The sequence below is a fragment of the Chitinophagales bacterium genome (genome assembly GCA_020635995.1).
Lineage (GTDB): Bacteria > Bacteroidota > Bacteroidia > Chitinophagales > UBA8649 > JAFMKE01.
On record JACJYS010000003.1, the window covers coordinates 275,249 to 301,968 of the forward strand.

The window sequence follows — 26,720 nt, forward strand, 5'->3', positions numbered from 1 at the left end:
GTTTCCCGCTTAAACTTTAATTTCTACATCGACTCCACTCGGCAATTCAAGCTTCATTAAAGCATCAATTGTTTTTGAGTTTGAGCTGTAGATGTCTAATAATCTTTTATATGTCATTAATTGAAACTGCTCCTTTGAATCTGAATTCACGTGCGGAGAACGTATCACATTAAACACTTTTCTTTTTGTTGGTAAAGGAATTGGTCCACTAATAATAGCTCCTGTATTCTTTACAGTTTTGAATATTTTCTCAGCTGATTTATCAACTAAGTTATAATCGTACGATTTTAATTTTATTCTTATTCTCTGTGTCATCTTCTTAAAATATTATTAGTTAGATTTTCCTGTTGCTTTTTCAATTACTTCTTTGGCTATTCCTTCCGGTGCCGGCTGGTAGCTATGGAACTCCATAGTTGACGTAGCTCTTCCCGAAGTAATAGTTCTTAACTGAGTTACATATCCAAACATTTCAGATAATGGAACTTTAGCTCTAATTACTTGCCCGGCTGCCTTAGCATCCATTCCTTCCATTATACCTCTTCTTCTGTTCAAATCGCCTACCACATCTCCTGTATATTCTTCCGGAGTAATTACTTCCAATTTCATAATTGGCTCTAATATTTGTGGTTTCGCACTTTTAGCAGCAGCTTTAAATCCCATTTTAGCAGCTAATTCAAAAGATAAAGCATCTGAGTCAACTTGGTGGAATGAACCATCAAATAATCTAACTTTCATGCTATCTATTTCGTAGCCTGCCAATACACCATTTTTCATGGCTTCTTTAAAGCCTTTTTCTACTGCCGGTATAAATTCTCTTGGAATAGATCCTCCAAAAATATCGTTAACAAACTCTAATCCTTGTTTTTCTACATCTTCTACTGGACCTAATTCAAACTGAATGTCGGCAAATTTACCACGTCCACCCGATTGTTTTTTATAAACTTCTCTGTGTGTTACTACCGCAGAAATACTTTCTTTATAGTTAACCTCCGGTGCACCTTGATTACACTCTACTTTAAATTCTCTTTTTAAACGGTCAACAATAATTTCTAAGTGCAACTCTCCCATTCCACGAATAATAGTTTGACCTGTATTCTCATCAAAATTAACTTGGAAAGTAGGATCCTCTTCAGCTAATTTTGCTAAAGCCATACCTAATTTATCTACATCTTTTTGAGTTTTAGGCTCTATTGCTAATCCAATTACCGGATCTGGGAATTTCATTGACTCTAATACAATAGGATGTTTTTCATCGCATAATGTATCTCCTGTTCTAATATCTTTAAATCCTACTAATGCAGCTATATCTCCAGCATGCAATTCATCTACTTGCTTTTGAGAGTTTGCGTGCATTTGAAATACTCTTGAAATTCTTTCTTTTTTATCTGTTCTTGTGTTTAACACATAAGAACCTGAAGCCAATCTACCGGAATATGCTCTTGTGTAGCATAATCTACCTACATAAGGGTCTGTAGCAATTTTAAATGCTAAAGCTGCAAATGGTTCATTTACATCCGGTTTTCTTTTAATTTCTTCGTCAGTATTAGGGTTTGTACCTTTAATGGCGTCTATATCTAATGGCGAAGGAAGAATTTCCATAACCATATCCAACATAGTTTGAACACCTTTGTTTTTAAATGAAGAACCACACATCATAGGCACTACTTTTCCGCCTATGGTAGCTTCTCTTAACGCATTTAATATTTCTCTTTCTGTTAAAGAGTCCGGATCCTCAAAATACTTTTCCATTAAAGTATCGTCAAATTCAGCAACAGCTTCTAATAATTTTTCTCTAAGTTCAGTAGCTTCGTCTAAAATATCGGCAGGTATCTCTACGGTTTCAAATGTCATTCCGAAATCATCTTCATTCCACACTATACCACGGAAATTAATCAAGTCAACAACTCCTTTAAAGTCATCTTCTGCTCCAATTGGAATTTGTAAAGGCAATGCATGGCTACCCAACATTTCTTTAACTTGGGTACATACATTTAAAAAATCGGCACCTTGACGATCCATTTTGTTAACAAAACCAATTCTTGGTACATTATAATTATCTGCCAAACGCCAGTTAGTTTCAGACTGAGGCTCTACACCGTCAACAGCACTAAACAAGAACACTAAACCATCTAATACACGCAATGAACGATTTACTTCTACGGTAAAATCAACGTGTCCCGGAGTGTCTATAATATTAACATGGTATTGCTGACCTCTGTAGTTCCAATTTACTGTAGTAGCCGCTGAAGTAATGGTAATACCTCTTTCCGCTTCTTGCTCCATCCAGTCCATTGTAGAAGCACCATCGTGTACTTCTCCAATTTTATGATTAACACCTGAGTAAAATAGAATACGCTCTGTTGTTGTAGTTTTACCTGCATCAATGTGAGCCGCTATTCCTATGTTTCTCGTAAATTTTAAATCTCTATTGCTTGACATATTTCTTTCCTTAATTAAATACTAAAATTTGAAATGAGAGAATGCTTTGTTAGCTTCTGCCATTCTGTGCGTATCTTCTTTTTTCTTAACTGCGGCACCTTCTCCTTTAGCTGCTGCCATAATTTCGTTTCCTAATTTTTCTGACATAGATTTTCCGTTTCTTAAACGAGAATATCTAATTAACCATTTCATTCCTACTGAACGCTTTCTGGCAGGACGTACTTCTATTGGAATTTGGAACGTAGCACCACCTATTCTTCTACTTTTTACTTCTACACCCGGAGAGATATTCTCTAATGCTTGTTTCCATAATTCGTATCCATCTTCGCCAGATTTTTCTGAAGCAAAATCTACAGCATCATAAAATATTTTGTAGGCTACTGTTTTTTTGCCGTCTAACATTAAATTGTTAACAAAAAATGTTACGTTTTCGTCTTTAAACCTTGGATCTGGCTGATAATAACGTTTTTGCGGTTTTCTTTTTCTCATCGCTTATTTTTTCTTTTTTGCTGGAGCCGCTTGTCCCGGTTTAGGACGTTTAGCACCATATTTTGATCTTGATTGTAATCTACCTTCAACTCCAGATGTATCTAATGCACCTCTTACTATATGATAACGCACACCAGGTAAATCTTTTACTCTTCCTCCTCTAATTAATACTATAGAGTGTTCCTGTAAGTTGTGTCCTTCTCCCGGAATATAAGCAATTACTTCTATGCCGTTAGTTAATCTAACCTTAGCTACTTTACGTAGTGCAGAGTTAGGTTTTTTAGGCGTAGTAGTATATACTCTTGTACACACACCTCTTCTTTGAGGGCATGAATCAAGGGCACGTGAATTGCTTTTACTCTTAATCGTTTTCCTTCCTTTTCTTACTAATTGTTGAATTGTAGGCATAAATCGCTAAAAATTTTGGACTGCAAAGGTATGGAATTATTTTAAATTACAAAAAGCTTATTTAATTATTTTTTTGGACACTCCACATTTTTTTATGGAAAAGTAGTTTTTTAGACCGCTACGCTTACAGATATAAGACATTAGACTGCTTGATTTTTAGATATTAGACCGCTTCGCTTTTAGACATTAGACCGCTTCGCTTTTAGATTTTTTTTGCTTTCAGCAAAAAACTAACAATTTAGGACTCTTTGTGCTTAGAGTTCTTGCTACTACAGATTTAGTTTATACAACTAATACAAAAGTCTGACATCTATATATCTGGCATCTATAAATCTTTTTAGACCGCTTTGCTTTTAGAGTTTTCTTTGCCTATACCTATAAAAGTTTCAATTATCTAATTGCCACATTTTCAAATTATCTCATTATCTAATTAGCAAACAATTTTCCACTTTGACTAAAATTCCTAATAAAATAGATTAATTTTCTGTCTAAAAAAATGAACATTTCCCTTGAAAAAATGTCATTCACATACAAAAAACTGCATTTCACCACATTTTTAACATTAATAAAGAATCTTATTTTAGCTTTGCGTGTTAACTATTACCTCAAATAATTTTTAAAAAATGAAAAGACTTATAACATTATTATTCCTAATAAATTTTACATTAATTTTTGCCCAAAATGTAGGTATAGGCACTAATACACCAGATGCTTCTGCCAAATTAGATATCAGTTCTACAGATAAAGGACTATTAATACCAAGAGTGAGTATTAGTAATGTCAATACATTTGGTTTAAGTGGAGGAACAACTACCCCGGGTATGATAGTTTATAATACAAATCCTTCAACTATTGGAGGTTATGGTGCAGGATTCTATTATTGGGGTACCACTTGGAATAAAGTAGCCACAGGCAACCCTGTACAAGCCGTTTTAAATGACGGTAAAATTTGGATAGGCAATGCATCTAATGTACCAACAGAACAAACTATGAGTGGCGATGTAACTATCAGCAATGCAGGCGTTACAACGATACAAGATAATAGTGTAGATGGAACAGACATCACTATAACAGCTGAAGCCAATGGTTCATTAATGTATTTTGATGGCACCAATTGGGTAAACTTAGCATCAGGTACAAGTGGTCAGATACTAAAAACCAACGGAGCTGCAGCACCAACATGGACTAACCCGAACGATTTATTTGTATTTGAAAACGGCTTAACCGAAACTGCACCAAACATTGTTAGATTAGGAGGAACGCTTACACAAGCCACTACCATAGCACAAGGAGCATACAATATGACCTATAACTTAAATGGTACAGGGGATTTTGACATACAAGATAACGGCACTTCTGCACTTTTTGTAAGAGATGATGGTTTCGTAGGAATTGGAACAAATAATCCGGAAGATAAATTACATATTAGCGGTGGAGATGTTAGATTAGATGACGGGTATGAACTTTTTTTTGAAGATAATGGAAAAATACGAGCTTTAGATGATAATCACATGATACATTTTAATAGATCTGTTAATCAAATGATTTTTAGAGAATATGGAGATTTTCATTTTCTTACAACGGCAGCAGGAACAGATAGACTAACTATACTTCAAAATGGCAATGTTGGTATAGGCACTAATGCACCTTCGCAAAAACTCCATGTTATTGGAGCAGGGGATGACCAAATGTGGTATGGAGCATCAGGAATTTCCATTATGAACGCAGAAAACACTATAGGAGAAGTGCGTTTAGGAGCGGCTTGGGATAAGCCCGGTGTTTATTCCAGTAACGATTTGTGGCTATTTGCCGGTTCTTCCACTAATAATGTAATAATGGGCAATAGCAATAATGAACTGGTAAGAGTTACTAACACAGGTGTTATTAGATGGGATGATGCGAAAAACACTTATGCCGGTATTGAAGCCTATTATGGAGATAATGACCGCTATGGCTTGGCACAAGCACCCGGAGGAAATACGGCAATTTATACTTCTGCAGGTTATTCTCCTAGTTTTATAAGTTTTAATTTGGCTACTGGTGCTAGTTCATATACCGAATTAGCAAGAATAACCCATGCGGGCGTATTTGAAGCTAAAAATGGTTTGAAAACTAAGAAAACATACAAGTATTTTAGAACTTGTGCTACAGAAGATAATGCTAATACTAAAGATTTAGGAAACTGGGATTTATGTTATTTAGCAGGCGTTAGTTTTTATATGGATAATAATGCTACTTGGGATTTAGATAACCAATGTAATGTATATCCCGTGTACAATACATTAGATGATAACTGGGGAGATGGTGGGGGTAACAATAGTTTAACCCAATCAAATAATGAAACCGTTTCTTATGATACACGATTGTTGTGGAGGGTTTATACGGAAAGTTTTATTGATAATGATGCTGTTTATTGTGGTGTTATTTGTATTAATTTTGAGTAATATAAAAATGATAAATAAAAAACTTATAATGGTAGTATTAAGTACTGCCATTTTTTTTGCTAAGTCCTTTGGTTTTACAGTAAGTGTAACAGATTCTGTTATTGAAGAACCTTTTTTGTTAAAATTAAAAACTTACAATGAAGGGTATCTTATATTAAAGGACTCGGTACTTATATCAGATAAACAAAAAACCAATATTCAATTAAATACCGGAAACTATACCGGTTTTGCAGAACTAAGTATAGGAGATAATTTGGTTTGTGGTTTTATTATCAATAAAAATGAACCTAACTTAAATTTAAGGTTTAATACTGAAAAATATAGCAAAGAAGGTATTGCTTTTAATAATACCAAAGATAATTTATTGTATTCGGAGTTATTAAGTATCAAAGAGAAATTCAATACCTCTTTTAGAAATATTTATGAAGCCAAAAGTAATTTAATGCCATTAGATTCTTTTTACTTAAACAAACAGTTGCAATATGAGCATCAATATGAACAGTTATATAATCAAATAAATATAGTAGCAGATAGTATTTTAAAGAAAGACAGTTTAAACTATACGTCCATATTAGCCGATTTTCTTAAAGTGCCTACTCAAAAATATTTTCCTGCATTAAGTAATAGTTTTGATAATTATGACGCATTATTACATTATCATTATTTTGATTTCATTGATTTTAGCAATCCGTTAATTTTAAATCATCCTGCTTTAAAAGATTACATATACAATTATTTTACATTGTACTGTATCAATACACCCGAAAATTTAAAACAAGGCATTGATATTATTATGAAACAGAGCAATAAAAATACACAAGTAAAAAACTATGTTTTTAATGTGCTGATAGATTTGTTTTTAGAAGGCAAGAATGATGCTATTATTAATTATTTATACGAAAATTACGCAGATGGTTGTGCCGTTCAATTATCCAATTCTAAACAACAAACTGCATTTGAGAGTATTGTTTATACGCAAGTTGGAGCCACCATTCCCAATATTATTTTAAATGATAGTAAGAACGAATTGCAATCGTTACTTAGGAATGCTTCAAAAAATAAATATACCATTGTTTATGTTTGGATGTCAAGTTGCCATGCTTGCGAAACTAAAACGCCAAAATTGGCACAAACCATTGCTCCGTACTTAAAAAAAGGATTGGGTGTTTATAGTATTTCATTAGATGAAGAAAAAGACGATTGGTTTGAAGCCATAGTAAAATACGATATAAAAAGCTGGACAAACGTATCGGAACTAACAGCCTTACAAAATGCTTCGGTTTTACCAAAACTCAACATCAGAGCTACACCAAAATTGTTTATTATAGATAAAAATGGTATTATTGTAGCCAAAGATATTTTTGGTACTGATTTATTAAACAAACTTAATAAACTCTTAAATTAAATTTCATTTCTTTCACAACTTTTTACTTATAGTTTATACCGATTAGGAATATATAATAGTCCAATTTCGGTTGCACCTTATTGTACTAAATATATTGCTTTATCGGCATTTACCATTGTAAAACACAAAGTAGATTAGACTATTTTGCGTTGACAATTGGTATTATTATGCTATTTTTGCAATAACATATATTTACTATGAGCCGATACAAACATTTACCCAATAGTTTTTTTACCGAAAACAGAAAGCGTTTTATTAAAGAATTAAAACCTAATAGCATTGCCATATTTTTTTCTAACGATTTAATGCCACGAAGTGCCGATGGTTTTCATAACTATAGACAAAATCCCGATTTTTATTATTTAACTGGTATTGACCAAGAGGATTGTATGCTTATTTTGTTTCCTGACGCTCCTGTAGCCAGCCAAAAAGAAATACTGTTTTTAAAAGAAACTAATGAACATATTGCCGTGTGGGAAGGTGCTAAGGTAAATAAAGAACAAGGTAAAGAACTTTCGGGTGTCAATAATATTCAATGGAATGACAATTTCAATGCTTCGCTTAATGGTTTAATGTTTCAAGCGGAACATGTTTATATAAATCTAAACGAAAACGACCGCTCCGGCAGTGAAGTTGCCTACAAAGATTTGCGTTTTGCTAATGAACTAAAAACAAGATTTCCTTTGCACAAATTTGAACGCAGTGGCCCAATAATGGCAAAACTGCGTAGCATTAAAAGCAAAGAAGAAATAGACACCATACAACAAGCGTGCAATATTACCGAAAAAGCTCTTAGGCAAGTACTCAAAACCACCAAACCGGGCATGTATGAATATGAAGTAGAAGCAGAAATTATTTCTACATTTATAAAAAATGGAGCTACAGGGCATGCCTACGCTCCTATTATAGCAGGTGGAGCTAATGCCTGCGTTTTGCACTATGTAGATAATGACCAAAAACTAAAAGACGGAGATTTACTGTTAATGGATTTTGGTTCGGAGTATGCTTGCTACGCCTCAGATTTAAGTAGAACAATTCCTGTAAATGGGCGTTTTTCGGCAAGGCAAAAAGAGGTTTATAATGCCTGTTTAAACATTCATAATGAAGCTAAAAAAATGATGTCGCCAGGTGTAACGCTTAACGATTTTAATATAGAAGTTAAGAAAATGATGAAAAGTGCTTTAATAGACATAAAACTTATAGATAAAAACCTAAGTGAAAAAGAACAAATGGCTCTTACTCAAAAATACTATCCACATGGCACCAGCCATTTTATGGGTATAGATGTGCATGATATAGGCAACCGATACGCAATAATTCAAGAAAATATGTGTTTTACTATAGAGCCGGGTATTTATATTCCTAAAGAAAATTTGGGTATTAGAATAGAAAATGATATTATTGTAAAAAATGGAGATAATATTGATTTAATGAAAAATATTCCTATTACTATAGAAGAAATTGAAGATTTAATGAATTGATACTGATAAGTATTTACCAATCAACAATCTCAGTTGCTTTTATGATATATATCATACTTTTAGCTTTCTAAGACCGCTAACTTTGTAGATGTTAATAGTTTTCTTTTTCAACAAAAGAAAGGACAACATTTTGCATTATGATAACGGTAAATGAAGCACTCTCAAAAATAGAAGATAAGGTCAGCACACTAACTCCTATTTGTGCACCTTTAAACCAAGCTTATGGCTTAATATTAGCCGAAAACACAATTAGCAAAATAAATCAACCGCCTTTTAATTCCTCCGCTATGGACGGATATGCTGTAGCAAAAGAAGGATTAAACAGAGAAAATACTTTATTCAAATTAGTTGGGCTAAGTAAGGCCGGAGATGATATAAGTAACGTCCATTTAAGCAAAGGAGAATGTATTCGGGTTTTTACAGGTTCTGCTGTTCCCAATGGTTGCCACAAAGTTGTTATTCAAGAAAAAGTGAAAATTAATAGTACTACAATTGAAATTCCCGAAGGAATAAATGAAGGTGCTAATATCCGATTAAAAGGAGAACAATACAAAAAAGGAGACACGCTACTTTTTAAAGGACAAAAACTAAATGCTGCGGCAATAGGATTACTGGCATCAAGCGGTATATCTAAAGTAAATGTAATTCCCTCGCCTAAAGTGTCCTTAATAATAACGGGCAATGAGCTTACAGAACTTGGAAAACCTTTAAAATCGGGTGAAATTTACGAAAGCAACTCTTATATGTTGGAAGCGGCATTAAAAGAAACTCCTTCGCAAATTATTGATAAAATTAAGCTAAAAGACAACTTATTACACACAAAAAAAAGTATTGCCAAAGCTCTTGAAAAATCGGATATTGTAATACTCTCCGGAGGAATATCAGTAGGCGATTTTGATTTTGTGGGCGAAGCATTAAAACAATTAAAAGTAGAAACCGTTTTTTACAAAGTAAAACAAAAACCCGGCAAACCTATATTTTACGGAAGATACAAAAATAAAGAAATCTTTGCCTTACCCGGAAATCCGGCAAGTGCTCTTACCGGCTTTTATATTTATGTGCTACCTGCCATTAGAAAAAAAATGGGATTTACGGATATTTATTTACAGAAAAAACCATTTAAGTTAACACACGATTTATTAGAAAATAAATCAGACCGAACTACCTTTTTAAAGGCTAAATATATAAAAAACAACATTGAAATTCTTGGGGCTCAAAGTTCAGCCATGTTAAAAACTTATGCCGTCTCTAATGCTTTGGCTATCCTACCTCCTAACTCAAAAAACATGAAAAAAGGAGCAAGTATAGAAGCATATATATTACCCAAAGAATATAATCTAATTTAATAAGCTATTTTTATGATTTATATCATTTATTATACAGTTTCTTCAATTAAAAAATCGTATCTTTACTCATACAACTTTTGTAGTAAAACAACTACGATTTTTGGTATTGATTTAGCAAAATTCTTTCGCTTATGAGCAATGAATATTTTATCTTTTTTCTTTGTCTTTTGCCCATAGTTGCTTTTTTATATTCATCTGTAGGGCATGGCGGTGCAAGCGGATATTTAGCTTTGATGGCTTTATTTGGCGTTGCCACTGAAACTATGAAACCCACAGCTTTATTATTAAATTTATTTGTAGCAGCCATTTCCTTTTACTTTTATTATAAAGAAGGATATTTCAAACCTAAATTGTTTATTCCATTTGCTATAGCATCTATACCGGCAGCTTTTATTGGTGGCACAATACAATTAGACAGTTCCATTTATAAAAAAATATTAGCCGTATTTCTCTTATTTGCCATTGCACGAATATTATTTATAGGAAAAAATCTTCAGCAAAATAATTCTACAAAAGAGATTAAAATATGGTTAGGACTAATAGTTGGATTTTGCATAGGTTTTTTCTCCGGTTTAATTGGAATAGGCGGAGGCATTATTCTCAGTCCTATTATTATACTAATGCATTGGGGAAACTTAAAAGAAAGTGCCGCTGTATCTGCACTATTTATTTGGGTAAATTCAGCCGCAGGACTGTTAGGTCAGTTTAAAGCAGGATACGTTGTAGATACTAATGCCTTTATTTTTGTTTTTCTTGCTTTAATTGGTGGACTACTTGGAGCATTTTTAGGAAGCAAAAAATTAAAAAGCAGACAATTAGAATATATCCTATCCATAGTCTTATTTATGGCAAGTATTAAATTATGGTTTACATGAAAAAAACAAACTCAATAACAGGAATCATTTTAGCTGGCGGAAAAAGTAGCAGGATGGGCACAAACAAAGCTCTTATTCCTATTAATAATATTCCTATGATTGAACAAATAATTAATACCCTAAATTTTATTTGCGATGACATAATTGTTATTGCCAATAATGATTTACCCATAAAAGGCAATTTCAAAATACAAAAAGATATTATTGAAAACTGTGGACCTATGGGAGGTATTCATGCAGGGTTAAATGCCAGTAGTTCATTTAAAAATATAATTGTTAGCTGCGATGCTCCTTACACTAATTTAAAAGCTTTGCAATGCTTAATAGATTATACAAAAAATTCAAACTGTACTTTATTTGAGCACGAAAACAAAATGCATCCACTACCCGGCTGTTATACTACCAACTGCTTACCTACTATAACAGAAAATCTTACTCAAAATAAATTAAAATTAAGAGAAACAGTTACCTCTCTAAATCCAAAAATGATAAACATAGAAAAACTCCTTTTCAAAAATGATTATTTAAAAGCCCTAATAAATATTAATACACCTGAAGACTTAAAAGAATTTATATGAAAATTAATATTAAATATTTTGGATTAATAGCCGATATAACAAACTGTGAAGAAGAATGGGCAAATATTGAAGAAAATGAAGATTTAGAATCTCTATTATCAAAATTATCTGAAAAATATAGTGGACTCAAACAAGCTAATTTTAATATTGCATTAAACTTAGAAATAAATACAAATTTGAATAAACAATTAAAAGATTTAGATGAAATAGCGTTATTGCCACCATTTGCAGGAGGTTAAAATTATGATTACAGAACAAGAAATATCAAGATATTCAAGGCAGATAGTTTTACCCGAAATAGGGATAAAAGGGCAAGAGAAATTAAAAGCAGCCAAAGTTCTTGTTATTGGTGCCGGAGGATTGGGCTGTCCCGCATTAAGTTATCTTGCCGCAGCAGGAGTAGGCACATTAGGTGTTATAGATTTTGATAACGTAGAGGAAAGTAACCTTCATAGACAGATATTATTTACCACTGCCGATGTAGGTAAATTAAAAGCTGAGGTAAGTAAATTGCGACTACAAGAATTAAATCCTTTTATTAAAGTAGTAGCATACACTGAAAAACTGAACTCAAAAAATGCAAGCGATATTTTTAAAAATTACGATATAATTTTAGACGGTAGCGATAATTTTACAACTAAATATTTAGCAAACGATATTTCGGTACAATTAAACAAGCCTTTAGTATATGGCGCCATATACAAACACGAAGGACAAGTAAGTGTTTTTAATTACCGAGGTGGTGCCACATATCGGTGTGTATTCCCCTCTCCTCCTACCGAAACATTAAAAGTTAATTGTTCAGAAATAGGCGTATTAGGTGTGCTCCCCGGAATTATTGGAAGCATTCAAGCGAATGAAGTTTTAAAAATAATTTTAAACTTAGGCAATGTTTTGAGTAATAAATTATTCATTTTCAATAGTTTAACGCTAAAAACTAATATCCTATCGGTAAAAAGAAATACAAATTTGAATACTACAAGCAATATAGATAGCACTATAAGCGATGAAGCCCCTGTAAAGGAAATAAGTGATACAGAAATTGCCAATTTAATAAAATCCGGTGCTACAATAATAGATATAAGAGATAAATGGGAAACACCTAAAATTACAAACTACAAAATAGAACAACTACCGTATAATGAATTATTAAGCAATAATGATATGATAGAGATGGACAAAGAATATGTTTTTGTATGCCAAGCAGGCGTTAGAAGTAAAAATTTAGTTTCATACTTGCAAACAAAACTTAATCATAAAAAATTATACAGCTTAAAAGGAGGAGCATTAAAATTAGTATCACATGAATGAAAGAAAAATAAAAAATATATTTATTGAAGGAGCTATCACTCCAAATTTTATAGCCGAGTCTATTGCTAAGCACCAAAACAAAACAGACATAGGGGCACATCAAATATTTTTAGGTCAAGTAAGAGCAGATATTATTGACAATAAAGAAGTAGAATTAATAGAATACTCTTGCTATACAGATATGGCTTTAAATACATTTCACAATATAAGAGAATCCTGTTTTGAAAAATTTGACATTTCCTGTATGCACATTTATCACAGCATTGGCAAAGTTAAAAAAGGAGAAATATGCCTATTTATTTTTGTTTCATCTAAACACCGAAAAGTAGCATTTGAAGCGTGTAGTTTTTTGGTTGAAGAAATCAAAACAAAAGTTCCAATTTTTGGTAAAGAGGTTTTTAAGAATGAAGATTTTAAATGGAAAGTAAATAATTAAATAAATGGTAGATATAACAGCAAAATCAAACACACTAAGACAAGCCATAGCTACAGCAATAGTTAAAGTAAGCAAAAAAGAAACTATTGAAGCTATAAAAAACAACACCGTTCCTAAAGGAAATGTACTTGAAATTTCAAAAGCGGCAGGTCTTTTAGGGGTAAAACAAACGGCTAATTTAATTCCGGATTGTCATCCTTTGCCTATAGAATATACTCATATAAGCTACGAAATAAAAGGTTTAGAAATAACTATAACTATGGAGGTAAAAACCATATATAAAACCGGAGTTGAAGTGGAAGCTATGCACGGTGTATCTATAGTAGCACTAACCATGTACGATATGCTAAAACCTATAGATAAAGGTATTGAAATACAAAATATTAAATTATTAGAAAAGAAAGGTGGAAAATCTGATTATAAATATCAAATTAATAAAAAGGCATTAAAAGCTGTTGTAATAGTATGTTCAGATACCATTTCTGCCGGCAAAAAAGAAGATAGAGCAGGCAAAGCCATTATAAATAAGCTTAAAGAAAGTGAAATTGAAATTTTAAAATACGAAATTATCCCTGATGAAAAAGAGATTATTCAATCAAAAGTTGAAACATACAGCGAAGCAAAAGCTGACTTACTCATATTTACAGGAGGCACAGGATTATCGCCAAGAGATGTTACGCCAGAATCTATAAGCCCGCTTTTAGATAGAGAAATACCCGGCATAGCCGAAGCTGCAAGAAATTATGGACAAGAAAGAACACCTTATTCTATGCTATCGAGAAGTTTGGCCGGAGTAAAAGGCGAAACATTAATACTTTCACTACCGGGTTCTACAAAAGGAGCTCAAGAATCTATGGATGCGTTGTTTCCTCAGCTACTCCATATTTTCAATATTTTAAAAGGAAAACAACATCAATAAAAATAAAAATTACACCTATGGAAGATTCGGAAAAATTATTAGCATGCACACAGTGTATATCTATAAACAAAAATATACGCTCACTCACTTATGACGAATGTAGGCTGCTTAGTTTAGCAAAAACCAGGAACGTATATAAAAAAGGACAAGTTATTTTCAATGAATCAAATCATCCTTCGGGGTTGTATTGCATTCAAAGAGGCATGGTTAAAATATATAAATTAAGATTAGACGGCAAAGAACAAATAGTGAGATTTGCAGGAGATGGAGATTTTATAGGCTACCGATCGGTATTAAGTCAAGAACCTTACAGAGCTTCTGCTGTTGCTATATCCGATACTTACTTATGCCATATTCCCTCTAAAAGCTTATTTGAGTTTATTGAACAAAATCCAAAATTTGCGGTTCAATTAATTAAAAACTTAGCAGAAAATTTAAGAGATGCAGAAAGGCGGTTAATTAATATATCTAGCATGCAAGCGGGTGCAAGAGTTGCCAGTGCCATTTTATTACTTTATAACAAATTTGGTGTAAATAACAAAGGTGAATTGAATGTACACCTTACTAGAAAAGAAATAGGAGAACTGGCAAATGCTACTACCGAAACAGCCATAAGAGAAATTTCAAAACTTAAAAAAGAAGGAATTATCAATATAAAAGGTAAAGAACTTATTCTTAAAAAAATAGATAAACTAAAAGAGATAAGCGAATTTATATAGTAAAATATAAAATGGTTTAATCTATTTTTGGTATAAATTCCTTAATGGTTTTGATAAGGTTTTCCATTATTGTGCTTAGTGGAAGTACGTATTTCTTTTCTATCCCAATTCCAATAAACCTGCTGATAGCTTCTCCATAAATAATCTATAGGAGCTACTAAAAAGTGCATAAACCGAGTAAATGGTATTATGGCTATAATAAAAAATGCCGAAAATATATGCAATCTAATTATCCAAGGTAAACTTACCACTACTGAAGCATCGGGATTAAATAAAAACACCGATTTTAAATAAGGACTTAAACTACTGGCAAACCAAGATGAACCCCATCTGTGAGAATAAGCCACCAATAACCCCGAAACGATTTGAACTAAAAGTATTAAATACACAATCATATCCATACTATTGCTTACTTCCATCAATCTTTTTTGAGTCAATCTTCTATGAATAAGTAAACAAATACCCAACAATAAACTTAAACCAAAAGCAAAAGCCGTAACCTCTAAAATTAATAAACGAACAGGCATTCTATTCCACAGCAAAACAGTTTTTGGGAATAAAAAAGCCGTTAAATGACCAAAAAATAAAAATATTATACTCCAGTGAAATAATTGGCTACCCAAAAATAATTTTTTACCCTCTAAAAACTGTGTTGATAAAGACGAAACTTTAAACTCTGTAGTACGATAACGAACTATACTTCCTATTAAAAAAACAGCTATAGCCGCATACGGCAATCCTGTAAATATTAAATTATTAATAACGGCACTGCCCGATGTAAATAGATTATACAAAACACATAATGCCAAAATAAACAAACCTGCATACAATAAAAGCTTTACATTGAGATTTATGGAGTTAACTATGTTGTCTTTTTTAAGTACTACAATTATTAAAATAAAAAATGCCAAAAAAGCCAATATCATTCCGGCTATCGTTAAAAAATAATCAGATTGTAAAATATTATTTTGAGCTTTTAAACCTGAAAATGGTATTAGCATTAAAAACAAGGCTATGTTTATCCATTTTGTTTTTGTTATTTTTTCTAATAAATTTTTCATATCTATTTATTTATGCTTTACTGTTTTTTTATTTAATATTATTATATACTTGGCATCCTGTCTTCACATTATTTTGATTCATAAATGAATCTAAATTATTTTGAAGCGTAGGTAGCTCTGTTTTCTTTTCAAAAGGTTTAACATTCTTATAATCTTTATTTATAAGCATTTCTAAGGCACGCAAAGCATGTTCGTAAAGATTAATTTCTTGTTTTGTCAGCTCCTGTTGAATTACTATTTTATACTTTCTTTTCATAACCCTGTTTCTAAAATCAATTCTTGATTGACTAAACTCAACCAACATCATTTTCATACAAGGTTGCAATACGTTAGCTACAAATTCTTCAACAAATTCCTCATCCTTTTTAGTTAACAAAAGAAGTATAAATGGAAGATTATCTGACAATTCACAGCCTGTATCTATATTGTGCTCTTTCATCTCTCGCTGCATTTGCACTAAAAACTCTCCACGTTTATAATCTTCGCCAAATAGAACATATCCTAAATCTAAATAGCAAAGTGCCTGAATATGAAAAGTTTTAGCAAATACTTCCTCTATATCATGCAAAGTATGCGTATTAGCATAATCTAATAAAGGCTTAAAGGTTTCTGCTGCCTCTTTTGAGTGTTTTTTCAGCAATTGATAGCATGCCTCCAAATTTTCTATATATTCATCTCCTGTAGGATATTGAAACACATTTGCTAATGATATGTATAGTTCTTTGTTCATTTTTATAATCCTCTTGCCGGACGTTCTTTAAACCCAAAGCCTGTTTCTCCTTTTACGTCTGCTGTAGCTTCTAACATTTCTATTGACTCTTCTCTATGGCTTGGAGGAATTACAAATCGCTCATCAAAAGTAGCTAATGATGTTAATCTGAAAATAGCATTTGCTTCATGCTCTGTCATTCCCACTTTTGAAAGAACTTCATTAACATACTTTTCTGATATATCTCCTACTGTTGCTCTTCTTCTGTGTATTTTTACTGCCAATAATTTTTCTAATACTTTTTGTACCGTTTCTACATCTCCAGCAGAAAACATAGATGCTAAATATTTCATTGGCAATCTTGATTTATCTATACCGGCAAATAAAGATGAACTTGTGGTTTCATAAATGCCATCATCTCCTACTTGAGCCATGGCTGGCAACATAGGCGGAACATAAAATAAGTTAGGCAATGTTCTAAATTCAGGGTGCAAAGGCAAAGCTACTTTCCACTCTTTTAAAAATTTATACGTTGGCGAGTTTTGTGCTGCTGTTATTGTAGAATCTGCTATACCGTTTTTTCTTGCTTCCGCAATAACTTTTTCATCAAACGGATTTAAGTATATACTTAATTGTTTTTCTACCAACTCACTTTCATCGCATGATGCAATTTCATGAATTTTATCGGCATCGTAAAGTAATACACCTAAGTATCTTATTCTTCCTACACATGAGTGCATACAGGCTGGAGCTTGTCCGGACTCCAACCTTGGATAGCACAAAATACATTTTTCTGACTTACCGGTATTCCAGTTGTAGTAAGACTTTTTATATGGGCATGCCGTTACACACATTCTCCATGCACGACATCTTTCTTGATTTATTAATACTACGCCATCTTCTCCTCTTTTATATAATGCACCCGATGGGCATGAAGCCACACACGCAGGATTTAAACAGTGGTTGCATATTCTTGGTAGATAGTGAAAGGTAAGTCTTTCTAATTGAAACAAACTCTCTTGTTCTGCTTCTGTTAAACTGCTAAAATTTACATCTTGGCGAGCATAATCTTTAGAGCCACCTAAATCATCGTCCCAGTTTGGTCCTGATTGAATTTCTAAAGGTTCTCCTGTTATTAAAGAAACGGCTCTTGCTGTAGGTTGGTCATCGCCTTCTTCTGCGGTAAATAAATCTTGATATTTATATGCCCAAGGATGATAATAATCTTCTAAAACAGGCATATTAGGATTGTGAAAAATATTTTTTAAACCTTTTAATTTTCCTGCTCCTTTCAATTTTATTTTACCTGCTTTAAGCTCCCAGCCTCCTTTGTATATTTCTTGATTTTCCCATTTTGTAGGATAGCCTGTGCCCGGTTTTGTTTCCACATTATTCCACCACATATATTCAGCTCCTTTACGGTCTGTCCATATATTTTTACAAGCTACAGAACAAGTATGACACCCGATACATTTATCAAGATGAAAAACCATTGCTATTTGAGATCTTATATCCATTGTATTACGTTATGCTGTTTATTAATATTCTACTTTTTCCATTTTTCTTACCAATACATGTGTATCTCTATTTACCCCTACCGGTCCCCAATAGTTGAAATGGTAGGTAAACTGTCCATAACCGCCACACAGTAAGTTTGGTTTTAAGTGTACTCTGGTAAATGAATTGTTCATTCCGCCACGTCTTGGTTCGCCTTTTGCCCCTCTTCTCTCTTGAGATTTTGGTATATTGTAAGTACGCTCTACCGCATGGTAAACTATACAAACACCTCTTGGTATTCTGGCACTTACACAAGCCCTTGTAACATAAGTACCGTGGTCATTATACACTTCTACATAGTCATTATCTTTAATTCCTAATTCTTCAGCATCTTCTTCATTTAACCAGCATGGCTCTCCTCCTCTTGAAAGTGTCAACATTCTTAATGTATCGCCATAAGTTGAGTGTATATGCCATTTACCATGAGGAGTTAAACAGTTTAATACTTTTGCTTTTCCATCATTAACGGTTTTTCTTATATCTCCATAAACATCCGGAGTTGGCGAAGGTTTATATGTTGCTAAATGTTCGCCTAAAGCAATATATGCATCGTGGTCTAAATAAAAATGTTGACGTCCTGTAAGTGTTCTCCACGGTACAAACATATCAATATTGTAGGTATAAGCACAGTAAGTTCTACCTTCGTGCATTAAGCCAGACCATAGCGGAGATGAATTATATCTCTTTGGTTGTGCTTGTAGGTCTAAAAATTCTATACTTACACTTTCATAAGGTTTTCCTAATTCGGCTATTTCTTTAACACCTATTTTTTCAGCTGCATTTTCATAAGCACGTTTTGCTAATTTTCCATTTGTTAATGACGATAATTTTAAAATAGCATTTATAGCTTCTACATCTTCTTTTATAGATGGATACTCCGTTCCATCATCCCATTTTTGTATATGCTGGCGATGGTCTAACATTTCATCATAAACATCTTCGCACATATAATGATTGCCATGAGCTCCTAATCCTTTTTTAGGAATACCTTTTCCTAATGCAATATATTTATCGTAAATTTTAGTGTAATCTCTTTCTTCAAAAACAATTTTATGCATTGTTTTTCCCGGTATCAAATCACACTCTCCTTTACTCCAATCTTGCAATTTTACCTGACTAATTTCATCTTTTGAATCGTGAGATAAAGGTAAGTTTACTACATCTTTCATTTTTTCAGGCAAATGAACTTTAGCCATTTCAGTAAACTTTTTAGCTACAGCCTGAAAAATTTGCCAATCTGTTTTTGATTCCCAAACCGGAGGTATTGCCGGAGAAAGTGGATGTATAAACGAATGCATATCTGTAGAGTTAATATCTGCTTTCTCGTACCACGATGCTGTTGGAAGTACTATATCGGAATACAATGCAGAGGTATCCATTCTAAAATTAATATCTATTATCAAATCCATTTTGCCTTTAGGAGCTTGCTTTTTAAACTCAATATCATGTACCAAATCTTCAGCTACTTCATCGGCTATTTTATTAGTATGTGTTCCTAAATAATGGTCTAAGAAATATTCGTGTCCTTTTGCAGAAGTACCTATTGCATTTCCTCTCCAAATAAACCAAACCCTTGGGAAATTAATTTCTTCATCCGGCTGAACTACCGAGTGTTTTAAATTTCCTGTTTTTAATTCAGAAACTATATAATTTCTTATTTCATCATCTGTATTTGCACCATTTTTTTGTGCATCTTTTACTATATCAAAATTACTTTTGTTATACTGAGGATAAAATGGCATCCATCCATTTCTAACAGATTTTACTACCCAATCGGCTGTATGCATATTTGCCAAAGGATTGTCCGGAGATGAATTATAGGTTTTTTGATTGCCGTCATATCTCCATTGGCAAGTATTTATATAATGCCAAATAGGAGTTTGTTGCAAACGTGTAGCACTTTGCCAATCTTTTCCACTCATTATAGTTGACCACGAATCCATTGGAGCTAATTTTTCCTGTCCTACGTAGTGGTTCATTCCTCCTCCATTTTTCCCGTTGCAACCCGTAAGCATTTGAGCCATTATAGATGACCGATACATTAAATTTTCGTGGAACCAGTGGTTTATTCCCGCACCAACTATTACCATGCATGCACCTTCTGTAGCTTCTGCCGTGCTTGCCCATTCTCTGGCTATTTGTATAATGGTTTCTTTACTAACTCCTGTAAAAATTTCTTGCCATGCCGGTGTATAAGCTGCATTTTTATCATCGTAAGAAGTTGGGTATTCACCCTCTAAACCTCTGCCCACTCCGTATTGCGACATGGTTACATCATAAATAGTAGCTACAGGAATTTTCTTTCCATTAGCTCCTTTAACATAACGAACCGGAACACCTCTATTAGCTGTTTTTTTCAAGCCATATTCTACAAATTCTACTTGTAAAACATCATCATGTTTATTAATAAAAGTAAGTTCAGGATCAAATTCTTTTGCTGTTTCTCCATCAAAATAATTTAAGTTCCACTTTCCTTTTTCTTCTTGCCAACGATACCCCGAAGTTCCCATAGGAGAAACTAAATCGCCTGTTTTTGTATCAAAATTTAAAAACTTCCAATCGCCATTTTCTACTTTTTCATATTTCTTAACTTCATTGGCTCTTATCATTTTTCCCGGATGATAAACTCCATTTTTTTCTTCTAATTTTATAAGAAATGGACAATCTGTAAAGCGTTTTACATAGTCTATAAAATAAGGTGTTTGTTTTAGTACATGATACTCTTGTAAAATAACGTGGGTAACTGCCATCCAAAATGCTCCGTCAGACCCTGCGTGCAGTGGCACCCATTGGTCTGCGTGCTTACATACCATACTAAAATCGGGAGATAAAACCACCGTTTTTGTTCCATTATGTCTGGCTTCTGAAAAGAAGTGAATATCGGGAGTTCTGGTCATTCCCAAATTTGCTCCCATGTTTACAATATATTTTGATTTGTACCAGTCAGCACTTTCGCAAACATCTGTTTGTTCGCCCCATATTTCCGGGTAAGCATTAGGTAAATCGCAATACCAATCGTAAAAACTTAAATTTACACCGCCTATTAATTGAAGATACCTTGCCCCAGATGCATAACTTAGCATACTCATAGCCGGAATAGGAGAAAATCCTATAATTCTATCACTTCCATATTTTTTAATGGTGTAAATATTAGACGCGGCTATCAACTCTAATAGCTCGTCCCACTTTACTCTTCTAAAACCGCCTTTACCTCTGGCTCTTTGGTATCTTTTTCTTTTTTCACTATCTAACTGAATGCTTTCCCACGCTTTTACCGCATCTCCGTTATTATCTCTTTTAGCTTGTCGGTACAAATCTATTAATGCACCTCTTACAATAGGATATTTTACCCTAATAGGGCTATATAAATACCATGAATATGAAATACCCCTTTGGCATCCTCTTGGTTCGTATGGTGGCACTTCTTTATTAAACTGTGGGTAGTCTAACTGCTGTAATTCCCACACAACAATACCATCTTTAACATGAATGCCCCAAGAGCATCCACCTGTACAGTTTACGCCATGGGTACTACGTACCACTTTGTCGTATTGCCAACGGTTTCTATAAAATTCTTCCCATTTTCTTTCTTTTGGGGAGATAATATCTTCTATCCAGCTCATAATTTTATTTTAATTGATAATTTGTCTTCTATAAATACCTTCTTTAACACATTCTACTTTGCGTTTACTCCATATAACATATACTAATACTACTAATAATATAGCCCCTACAAGTCCTAATGGAAGCAAATAAAAAGTGCTTGCAACTTTTGCTTCCTCTGCTTTTCCGGCATTTTCAGCAGAAACAAGTTTTAAAAAGGCTGTAAGTTGATGAACTTCTTCGTCCGTTAGTTTATTATCGTTATAGGTTTCTTTCATTGCAGGAAAAGGAGGATTTGAAACTATCCCTGTTACTCCTGCCGTACTTAATCTTTCATGGGCATCTGTTAGGTTTTTGGCTAAATTTCCGCCATATATATTGTCATAATCAACAGTATGGCAAGAAATACAAGAAGCTCCCCCGTTTACAAATTTTTGTTTTCCTAAAAATAATAACTCGCCTTGTTTTTCATCTTCTTTTGTGAAATTTACAGGTGCTACTTCCTCAACTACCGGAGTTTCCGCTACGGCTTCTCCGCCCTTAGCACCTACTCCAAGATAAACTAAAATAGCATCTATATCTGCATCGGATAACTGCGTGAAAGGTGGCATAACCATTTCATTAAACTCTTTAAATATTTGTACAGCATCAGCATTTCCACTATTAATAAAAGCTTGCGAATCTTTAATCCATTCTTTTAGCCATTCTTTGTCCCTTTTATCGCCTATATTTAATAAGCCGGGACCTACAGTTTTAACATCAGATACTTGATGACAAGCTGTACAATGCTGCTTATATAACTGCTCTCCGTCTTGAGCAATTAATGCCGTACTGATAAATAATAAAAATAAAATTGTTAAGGATAATTTGTAGTCTTTCATTTTCAATGCCTAATTTCAGCATCAAAGTAACGACTTCTAAAACGGGTAATTTATGATTTATATCATATTTATGACATTATTCTAATAATTTGTGAAGTTTCTTCATATCTAATATGAAAATATCTTTATTGTCAATTTCAATTATGCCGTTTTTATTAAAAGTACTTAGTACTCTAACCACACTTTCATAAGTACACCCTGTTAAATTAGAAATATCTTTTCTTGAAATGGTAAAACTTAATTTGTTTTCAATTTCTTCATCAAAACCAAAGGCGTCATAATTCATTATTAAGGCTAATGCTACTTGCTGATTTACTTTTAATGAAGTAAAATATTTAATTTGATTTTCTGACCGTTTTAATTCATCAGCAAAAAACAGCAATACTTGATAGCAAAACTCATTATTGGCTTTAAGTACGTTTTTAAATATTTCTATGGGAATTTGTTTTACCTCTGTATCTATTAATGCCATTGCAGAAATAGAATAAGTCATTTCTACGCCTAAACCTCTGTGCCCTACTATTTGCCCGTCTGTAGCAAATCTTATTATTCTTTCTATCTTATCTGAATGAGTATTAAAAACTTTAATTTTTCCTGTACTTATTATACCAATATTTTCTACTAAATCAGCTTCTTTAATAATGTATTCGCCCTTCTTATACAGCTTTGTTGTTTGATAATGCTTAATTAAAGATTTCCATTCTTCAGTACAATATTCTTCTACTAATCTATTAAAATGATTTTTAGATTCGTGGGTAATAAACCAATTCTTAATATTCATTCTCTATTTATTTTGAAAAAATTGATAGCTCTAATTAGGTATAAATCGTTTACAAAAATAAAGTTTTTCAATGAAAATGAATTGATTTGGGTTTTGTAATAATTTTAATGGTTGAGGTTTTACACTATCCTCCTATAGAAACCATACTTCTATTTTTTTGGTTTCTCTTGGTATTTTTTAACTCTGCTGTAGTAGCCATACCCGCACGTATTTCTTTTTTAGCACCTATGCTTCTTTCTATTAAAGGCAATATATCTTCACCATTTCTATAAGCGATAAGCAAATCTGACTCAGTAGAAGAGAAAAGACAATTTTTTAATTTACCATCTGCCGTTAATCTAATTCTATTGCATGTACCGCAAAATGGCTGGGTTACCGAATTTATAAAGGCAAAAGTGCCTTCAAAATTTTTTATTTTATAATTTACCGAGGTATCGTTTGGTCTATCATTTATTCGCACAATGTGCTCTAAAGAAAATTTATTTTCAACCGCTTCCATCAATTTTTTATATGGAACAATTTTTTTCCACTCCCATTTATTGCCGTTAAATGGCATAAACTCAATAAACCGCACATGCAAAGGTTTATGTTGCGTCCATGCTATAAAATCAATTATTTCATCATCATTAATCCCGTTCATTACCACCGTATTTACCTTTACTTCAAAGCCTTCTTTTAATAACAAATTGATATTATCCACAACTTTGTCAAATACAGAAAAACGCGTTATGGTTTTAAATTTATCGGGATTTAGCGAATCTAAACTGACGTTGATTTTTTTAATATTATTTTCTTTAAGAACAGCAATGTGTTTATGCAAATTAACGCCATTGGTAGTTATTCTTAAATCTACCGGCAATTTTGCTAATTCTTCTAAAATCAAATCAACATCTCTTCTATAAAAAGGTTCGCCACCTGTTAGCCTTATCTTGTTAACTCCTTTGCTCACAAATATTTTAGAAATACCAATAATCTCTTCAAAGGTCATTATTTCAGATTTATTGCATATTTCAATTCCTTCTTCGGGCATACAATAAAAGCAACGCAAATTACATCTATCTGTCAATGATATTCGCAGATAATCATGTTTTCTGCCAAATCCGTCTGTCAATTCGTTATGCATATTTGTGTGCATTTATTAATTCTTATTTAATAAGAGAAATTGTAAATAAAACAATACTTTATGCTAATTTTTTAAATTCATTTTTTGAAATTAACTTGTGTGCCAAAGGAAATAATGTGTGGTCTTCTTTAAAAATATGAAGCTTTAGTTGCTCTATAAATTCTACCGCTGTATGGTATGCTAAATCGCAAATAACAGCTCTTGAAGCTGGGTCCGGTATTCTGGCGGCAAGCCCTAACATATTAAATATTAAACTGGCTGACTGAATAAAAGAAACATGCTCATCTTCCATAAGGTCAACGGCTGTATGTGGATTATCTTCATCTGTATTATGCTCGCCAGATGCTAATAATTTCTCTTTCAATATTGGAAAAATAGTTTGTTCTTCTCTCCTATTCTGATCAATTATTTTATCGTCAAAAAAAGTAAAAAAACCACCTGCCACATCACTTATATGCTGGGTTAAATTATAATTACTATTTTTAAACTCTATCATTACCTGCTCAAATAACTCTAATTCTTTTAAGGTTTTATCATGTTCTTTAATGTAAGTTTGTAATAGTGGATTCATATCACTTACTTTCACATCATTTAAGGTGTAATTTAAGTCATAAGCATCAGGAGGATCCATTGGAGAATACTCTTCTTTATCTAATACTTTCTCAACTTTTTTAGTTATTTTCTCTTTGCTACCTTTTAAAGGCTCTACTAATCTTTTTCCTGTATTTCTATCTATTATTTTCATGCTAAAGTTATTTGTAAAGAATTATTTTTTATGATTTATATCACATTTTCAAAGTTACTCATTTTCTTCTGTATCTTTTTTAAATTTATGTTTAAAAAATGTGGGATTAACAATTAAAGACACATATCCCCAGTTATTAACAGCATTTTTATCTCCACCTTTTAAGTATTCCATACTTTGAGAAGCTATTAATTGAGAATAACCTAATTTTAGTGCCGCCCATTTAGTAATATTATATCCACCGTATAAATCTATTTCAGTTCCTAAGTATGGCTTAGCGGCAGTACCCGCAAAACTGCTTGGGTCTTGCATTTTATTTCCTGTAAAAAAGAAATGGAAATCTCCTCCAACACTAAATTTATTGGGATTGTATTTTATTTTCAAGCATAAATCTTGAAGTCCTACATTGCTTATGTGGTTTCCTACGTAAAAATAATCCATGAAACCATTAAAAGCATGGTTAGTACCAAACATAGGATTAAATGAGTGGTTGGTTCTATAATAAGATGGATCTGTTTTAGTTTGACTTGTTCCTGAAATATATTCATAAACTAAATGTACACTTCCGTTTTTTATAAACTTGTAAGAAAAATCTGCACTGGCTAAATAACCAAACATTTTTAATGGTTTTTTAACTACGGCTGTTCTTCCCGTTTGGGCATAAGCGTTAAGTACCAGTCCAAACTTTGACTTATTATAAGAAATATGTGTTCCGAATATTTGTGTAAATCGCACTTTATGTATATCCTGCCCTACCAAATTTGTATCACTTGCTTGCACGCCTACATTTAATGCTAATAAACTAACTTCTAAATTTTTCTTTTCAAAATCTTTATGAATCCATAGCGATTGAAATGTTTTATAGCTATTACCCACAGTATAAACTGTACCAATAAATTTTTGAGAATCTTGATTATAGGCAAAACCAAGTTGAATTTCTGCTTTAGACTTATCTCTATATTTAAAAATAACCGCATCGTGGCTTCGTGCTTGCTGCACCCAACCTACGTTTCCAAAAATTCTATGGTCGTCATATATAATTTCTTGACGCCCAAATTTTACAGCTCCCATCTTTTTCTTTCCCATATATATTTCGCCCCAAGCTTCATGAAGAGAAACACCGTTAGCTTCATTAGCTACCAACTGAGATTGACTTCCCCACGTTCTCACATCTTGAAGAGAAATATAAGTAGAAAACCACTTATCCATTTCAAAGGCTAAGTTTAATCTTGTCCTCTGCGAAATAGAAAATGCCGATTTCTGTCCTTTACTTGCCAATGTTTTATACCCGTGATAGTATTCGGCTCGTGGTCTTAATTCGCCCGAAACTGTAAAAACTTGCGAAAAAGCACCGCTTGAAGTGGCAATAAATGCCAATAGTAACAAATATTTTATTTTATTTTTCATAAT

The 26,720-nt window shown here is 32.8% G+C and carries 24 protein-coding genes; 11 read left to right on the forward strand and 13 right to left on the reverse strand.

What is annotated here, in order from left to right; genetic code table 11:
- Positions 1-9: 9 nt before the first annotated feature.
- From rpsJ to H6578_07135, 4 genes are read right to left on the reverse strand one after another with little or no spacing between them, the layout of a single operon-like run.
- Positions 10-315, reverse strand: coding sequence for a 30S ribosomal protein S10 (gene rpsJ / locus H6578_07120; GenBank protein ID MCB9226916.1), 306 nt, complete (start codon positions 313-315; stop codon positions 10-12).
- Positions 316-330: 15 nt separating this feature from the next.
- Complete coding sequence (gene fusA, locus H6578_07125) at positions 331-2,439, reverse strand: elongation factor G (GenBank protein ID MCB9226917.1); 2,109 nt, start codon at positions 2,437-2,439, stop codon at positions 331-333.
- A 21-nt stretch (positions 2,440-2,460) separates the two neighbouring features.
- Positions 2,461-2,928, reverse strand: a complete 468-nt coding sequence (gene rpsG, locus H6578_07130) for a 30S ribosomal protein S7 (protein ID MCB9226918.1) — start codon at positions 2,926-2,928, stop codon at positions 2,461-2,463.
- 3 nt (positions 2,929-2,931) lie between these two features.
- Entirely contained in the window at positions 2,932-3,336 is a 405-nt protein-coding gene (locus H6578_07135; GenBank protein ID MCB9226919.1) for a 30S ribosomal protein S12, read from the reverse strand.
- Between the two features lie 623 nt (positions 3,337-3,959).
- Here H6578_07135 and H6578_07140 point away from each other — a divergent pair.
- From H6578_07140 to H6578_07190, 11 genes are all read left to right on the forward strand, one after another.
- A complete protein-coding gene (locus H6578_07140) occupies positions 3,960-5,780 on the forward strand; it encodes a hypothetical protein (protein MCB9226920.1) in 1,821 nt (606 codons plus the stop codon).
- A 7-nt stretch (positions 5,781-5,787) separates the two neighbouring features.
- Positions 5,788-7,185, forward strand: a complete 1,398-nt coding sequence (locus H6578_07145; GenBank protein MCB9226921.1) for a TlpA family protein disulfide reductase — start codon at positions 5,788-5,790, stop codon at positions 7,183-7,185.
- A 197-nt stretch (positions 7,186-7,382) separates the two neighbouring features.
- Positions 7,383-8,666 (forward strand): aminopeptidase P family protein, encoded by a 1,284-nt coding sequence (locus H6578_07150; GenBank protein ID MCB9226922.1) that lies wholly within the window; start codon positions 7,383-7,385, stop codon positions 8,664-8,666.
- A gap of 137 nt (positions 8,667-8,803) precedes the next feature.
- Positions 8,804-10,012, forward strand: a complete 1,209-nt coding sequence (locus H6578_07155) for a molybdopterin molybdotransferase MoeA (GenBank protein ID MCB9226923.1) — start codon at positions 8,804-8,806, stop codon at positions 10,010-10,012.
- 131 nt (positions 10,013-10,143) lie between these two features.
- Positions 10,144-10,887, forward strand: coding sequence for a sulfite exporter TauE/SafE family protein (locus tag H6578_07160; protein MCB9226924.1), 744 nt, complete (start codon positions 10,144-10,146; stop codon positions 10,885-10,887).
- Entirely contained in the window at positions 10,884-11,465 is a 582-nt protein-coding gene (locus H6578_07165; GenBank protein ID MCB9226925.1) for a molybdenum cofactor guanylyltransferase, read from the forward strand. Before H6578_07160 ends, H6578_07165 begins: the two co-directional genes overlap by 4 nt.
- A complete protein-coding gene (locus tag H6578_07170) occupies positions 11,462-11,704 on the forward strand; it encodes a MoaD/ThiS family protein (protein MCB9226926.1) in 243 nt (80 codons plus the stop codon). The genes H6578_07165 and H6578_07170 overlap by 4 nt, the downstream gene beginning before the upstream one ends.
- 4 nt (positions 11,705-11,708) lie before the next feature.
- On the forward strand, positions 11,709-12,776 hold the full coding sequence (moeB, locus tag H6578_07175) for a molybdopterin-synthase adenylyltransferase MoeB (protein ID MCB9226927.1): 1,068 nt from the start codon (positions 11,709-11,711) through the stop codon (positions 12,774-12,776).
- Positions 12,769-13,212, forward strand: coding sequence for a molybdenum cofactor biosynthesis protein MoaE (locus tag H6578_07180; protein ID MCB9226928.1), 444 nt, complete (start codon positions 12,769-12,771; stop codon positions 13,210-13,212). The genes moeB and H6578_07180 overlap by 8 nt, the downstream gene beginning before the upstream one ends.
- A gap of 4 nt (positions 13,213-13,216) precedes the next feature.
- Positions 13,217-14,131 carry a bifunctional molybdenum cofactor biosynthesis protein MoaC/MoaB gene (locus H6578_07185; GenBank protein ID MCB9226929.1) on the forward strand — a complete coding sequence of 305 codons (915 nt, stop codon included), beginning with the start codon at positions 13,217-13,219 and terminating at the stop codon, positions 14,129-14,131.
- A 17-nt stretch (positions 14,132-14,148) separates the two neighbouring features.
- Positions 14,149-14,850, forward strand: a complete 702-nt coding sequence (locus H6578_07190; protein MCB9226930.1) for a Crp/Fnr family transcriptional regulator — start codon at positions 14,149-14,151, stop codon at positions 14,848-14,850.
- Positions 14,851-14,891: 41 nt separating this feature from the next.
- Here H6578_07190 and narI read toward each other — a convergent pair whose 3' ends face one another.
- From narI to H6578_07235, 9 genes are all read right to left on the reverse strand, one after another.
- Entirely contained in the window at positions 14,892-15,911 is a 1,020-nt protein-coding gene (gene narI, locus H6578_07195) for a respiratory nitrate reductase subunit gamma (protein MCB9226931.1), read from the reverse strand.
- Positions 15,912-15,939: 28 nt separating this feature from the next.
- Positions 15,940-16,641: a hypothetical protein gene (locus tag H6578_07200; protein ID MCB9226932.1), complete on the reverse strand. Its 702-nt coding sequence runs from the start codon at positions 16,639-16,641 to the stop codon at positions 15,940-15,942.
- A 2-nt stretch (positions 16,642-16,643) separates the two neighbouring features.
- The gene (narH, locus tag H6578_07205) at positions 16,644-18,137 is read right to left on the reverse strand and encodes a nitrate reductase subunit beta (GenBank protein MCB9226933.1); all 1,494 of its coding nucleotides are present in this window, start codon (positions 18,135-18,137) and stop codon (positions 16,644-16,646) included.
- Between the two features lie 21 nt (positions 18,138-18,158).
- Positions 18,159-21,800 (reverse strand): nitrate reductase subunit alpha, encoded by a 3,642-nt coding sequence (locus H6578_07210; protein MCB9226934.1) that lies wholly within the window; start codon positions 21,798-21,800, stop codon positions 18,159-18,161.
- A gap of 9 nt (positions 21,801-21,809) precedes the next feature.
- Positions 21,810-22,661 carry a c-type cytochrome gene (locus H6578_07215; protein MCB9226935.1) on the reverse strand — a complete coding sequence of 284 codons (852 nt, stop codon included), beginning with the start codon at positions 22,659-22,661 and terminating at the stop codon, positions 21,810-21,812.
- Positions 22,662-22,737: 76 nt separating this feature from the next.
- A complete protein-coding gene (locus H6578_07220) occupies positions 22,738-23,442 on the reverse strand; it encodes a Crp/Fnr family transcriptional regulator (protein ID MCB9226936.1) in 705 nt (234 codons plus the stop codon).
- A 124-nt stretch (positions 23,443-23,566) separates the two neighbouring features.
- Positions 23,567-24,577 carry a GTP 3',8-cyclase MoaA gene (moaA, locus tag H6578_07225; GenBank protein MCB9226937.1) on the reverse strand — a complete coding sequence of 337 codons (1,011 nt, stop codon included), beginning with the start codon at positions 24,575-24,577 and terminating at the stop codon, positions 23,567-23,569.
- A gap of 46 nt (positions 24,578-24,623) precedes the next feature.
- The gene (locus H6578_07230) at positions 24,624-25,310 is read right to left on the reverse strand and encodes a hemerythrin domain-containing protein (protein ID MCB9226938.1); all 687 of its coding nucleotides are present in this window, start codon (positions 25,308-25,310) and stop codon (positions 24,624-24,626) included.
- Positions 25,311-25,364: 54 nt separating this feature from the next.
- On the reverse strand, positions 25,365-26,717 hold the full coding sequence (locus H6578_07235) for an alginate export family protein (protein ID MCB9226939.1): 1,353 nt from the start codon (positions 26,715-26,717) through the stop codon (positions 25,365-25,367).
- Between the last annotated feature and the right edge of the window lie 3 nt (positions 26,718-26,720).

Excerpts from the sequence above, each read along its gene's own strand:
- H6578_07145 (MCB9226921.1), top strand. The coding sequence starts at position 5,788 with ATGATAAATAAAAAACTTATAATGGTAGTATTAAGTACTGCCATTTTT.
- rpsG (MCB9226918.1), bottom strand. The coding sequence starts at position 2,928 with ATGAGAAAAAGAAAACCGCAAAAACGTTATTATCAGCCAGATCCAAGG.
- rpsJ (MCB9226916.1), bottom strand. The coding sequence starts at position 315 with ATGACACAGAGAATAAGAATAAAATTAAAATCGTACGATTATAACTTA.
- H6578_07170 (MCB9226926.1), top strand. The coding sequence starts at position 11,462 with ATGAAAATTAATATTAAATATTTTGGATTAATAGCCGATATAACAAAC.
- H6578_07155 (MCB9226923.1), top strand. The coding sequence starts at position 8,804 with ATGATAACGGTAAATGAAGCACTCTCAAAAATAGAAGATAAGGTCAGC.
- H6578_07140 (MCB9226920.1), top strand. The coding sequence starts at position 3,960 with ATGAAAAGACTTATAACATTATTATTCCTAATAAATTTTACATTAATT.
- H6578_07235 (MCB9226939.1), bottom strand. The coding sequence starts at position 26,717 with ATGAAAAATAAAATAAAATATTTGTTACTATTGGCATTTATTGCCACT.
- fusA (MCB9226917.1), bottom strand. The coding sequence starts at position 2,439 with ATGTCAAGCAATAGAGATTTAAAATTTACGAGAAACATAGGAATAGCG.
- H6578_07160 (MCB9226924.1), top strand. The coding sequence starts at position 10,144 with ATGAGCAATGAATATTTTATCTTTTTTCTTTGTCTTTTGCCCATAGTT.
- moeB (MCB9226927.1), top strand. The coding sequence starts at position 11,709 with ATGATTACAGAACAAGAAATATCAAGATATTCAAGGCAGATAGTTTTA.
- H6578_07210 (MCB9226934.1), bottom strand. The coding sequence starts at position 21,800 with ATGAGCTGGATAGAAGATATTATCTCCCCAAAAGAAAGAAAATGGGAA.
- H6578_07200 (MCB9226932.1), bottom strand. The coding sequence starts at position 16,641 with ATGAACAAAGAACTATACATATCATTAGCAAATGTGTTTCAATATCCT.
- narI (MCB9226931.1), bottom strand. The coding sequence starts at position 15,911 with ATGAAAAATTTATTAGAAAAAATAACAAAAACAAAATGGATAAACATA.
- H6578_07165 (MCB9226925.1), top strand. The coding sequence starts at position 10,884 with ATGAAAAAAACAAACTCAATAACAGGAATCATTTTAGCTGGCGGAAAA.
- H6578_07230 (MCB9226938.1), bottom strand. The coding sequence starts at position 25,310 with ATGAAAATAATAGATAGAAATACAGGAAAAAGATTAGTAGAGCCTTTA.
- H6578_07185 (MCB9226929.1), top strand. The coding sequence starts at position 13,217 with ATGGTAGATATAACAGCAAAATCAAACACACTAAGACAAGCCATAGCT.
- H6578_07135 (MCB9226919.1), bottom strand. The coding sequence starts at position 3,336 with ATGCCTACAATTCAACAATTAGTAAGAAAAGGAAGGAAAACGATTAAG.
- H6578_07190 (MCB9226930.1), top strand. The coding sequence starts at position 14,149 with ATGGAAGATTCGGAAAAATTATTAGCATGCACACAGTGTATATCTATA.
- H6578_07150 (MCB9226922.1), top strand. The coding sequence starts at position 7,383 with ATGAGCCGATACAAACATTTACCCAATAGTTTTTTTACCGAAAACAGA.
- narH (MCB9226933.1), bottom strand. The coding sequence starts at position 18,137 with ATGGATATAAGATCTCAAATAGCAATGGTTTTTCATCTTGATAAATGT.
- moaA (MCB9226937.1), bottom strand. The coding sequence starts at position 24,577 with ATGCACACAAATATGCATAACGAATTGACAGACGGATTTGGCAGAAAA.
- H6578_07180 (MCB9226928.1), top strand. The coding sequence starts at position 12,769 with ATGAATGAAAGAAAAATAAAAAATATATTTATTGAAGGAGCTATCACT.
- H6578_07215 (MCB9226935.1), bottom strand. The coding sequence starts at position 22,661 with ATGAAAGACTACAAATTATCCTTAACAATTTTATTTTTATTATTTATC.
- H6578_07220 (MCB9226936.1), bottom strand. The coding sequence starts at position 23,442 with ATGAATATTAAGAATTGGTTTATTACCCACGAATCTAAAAATCATTTT.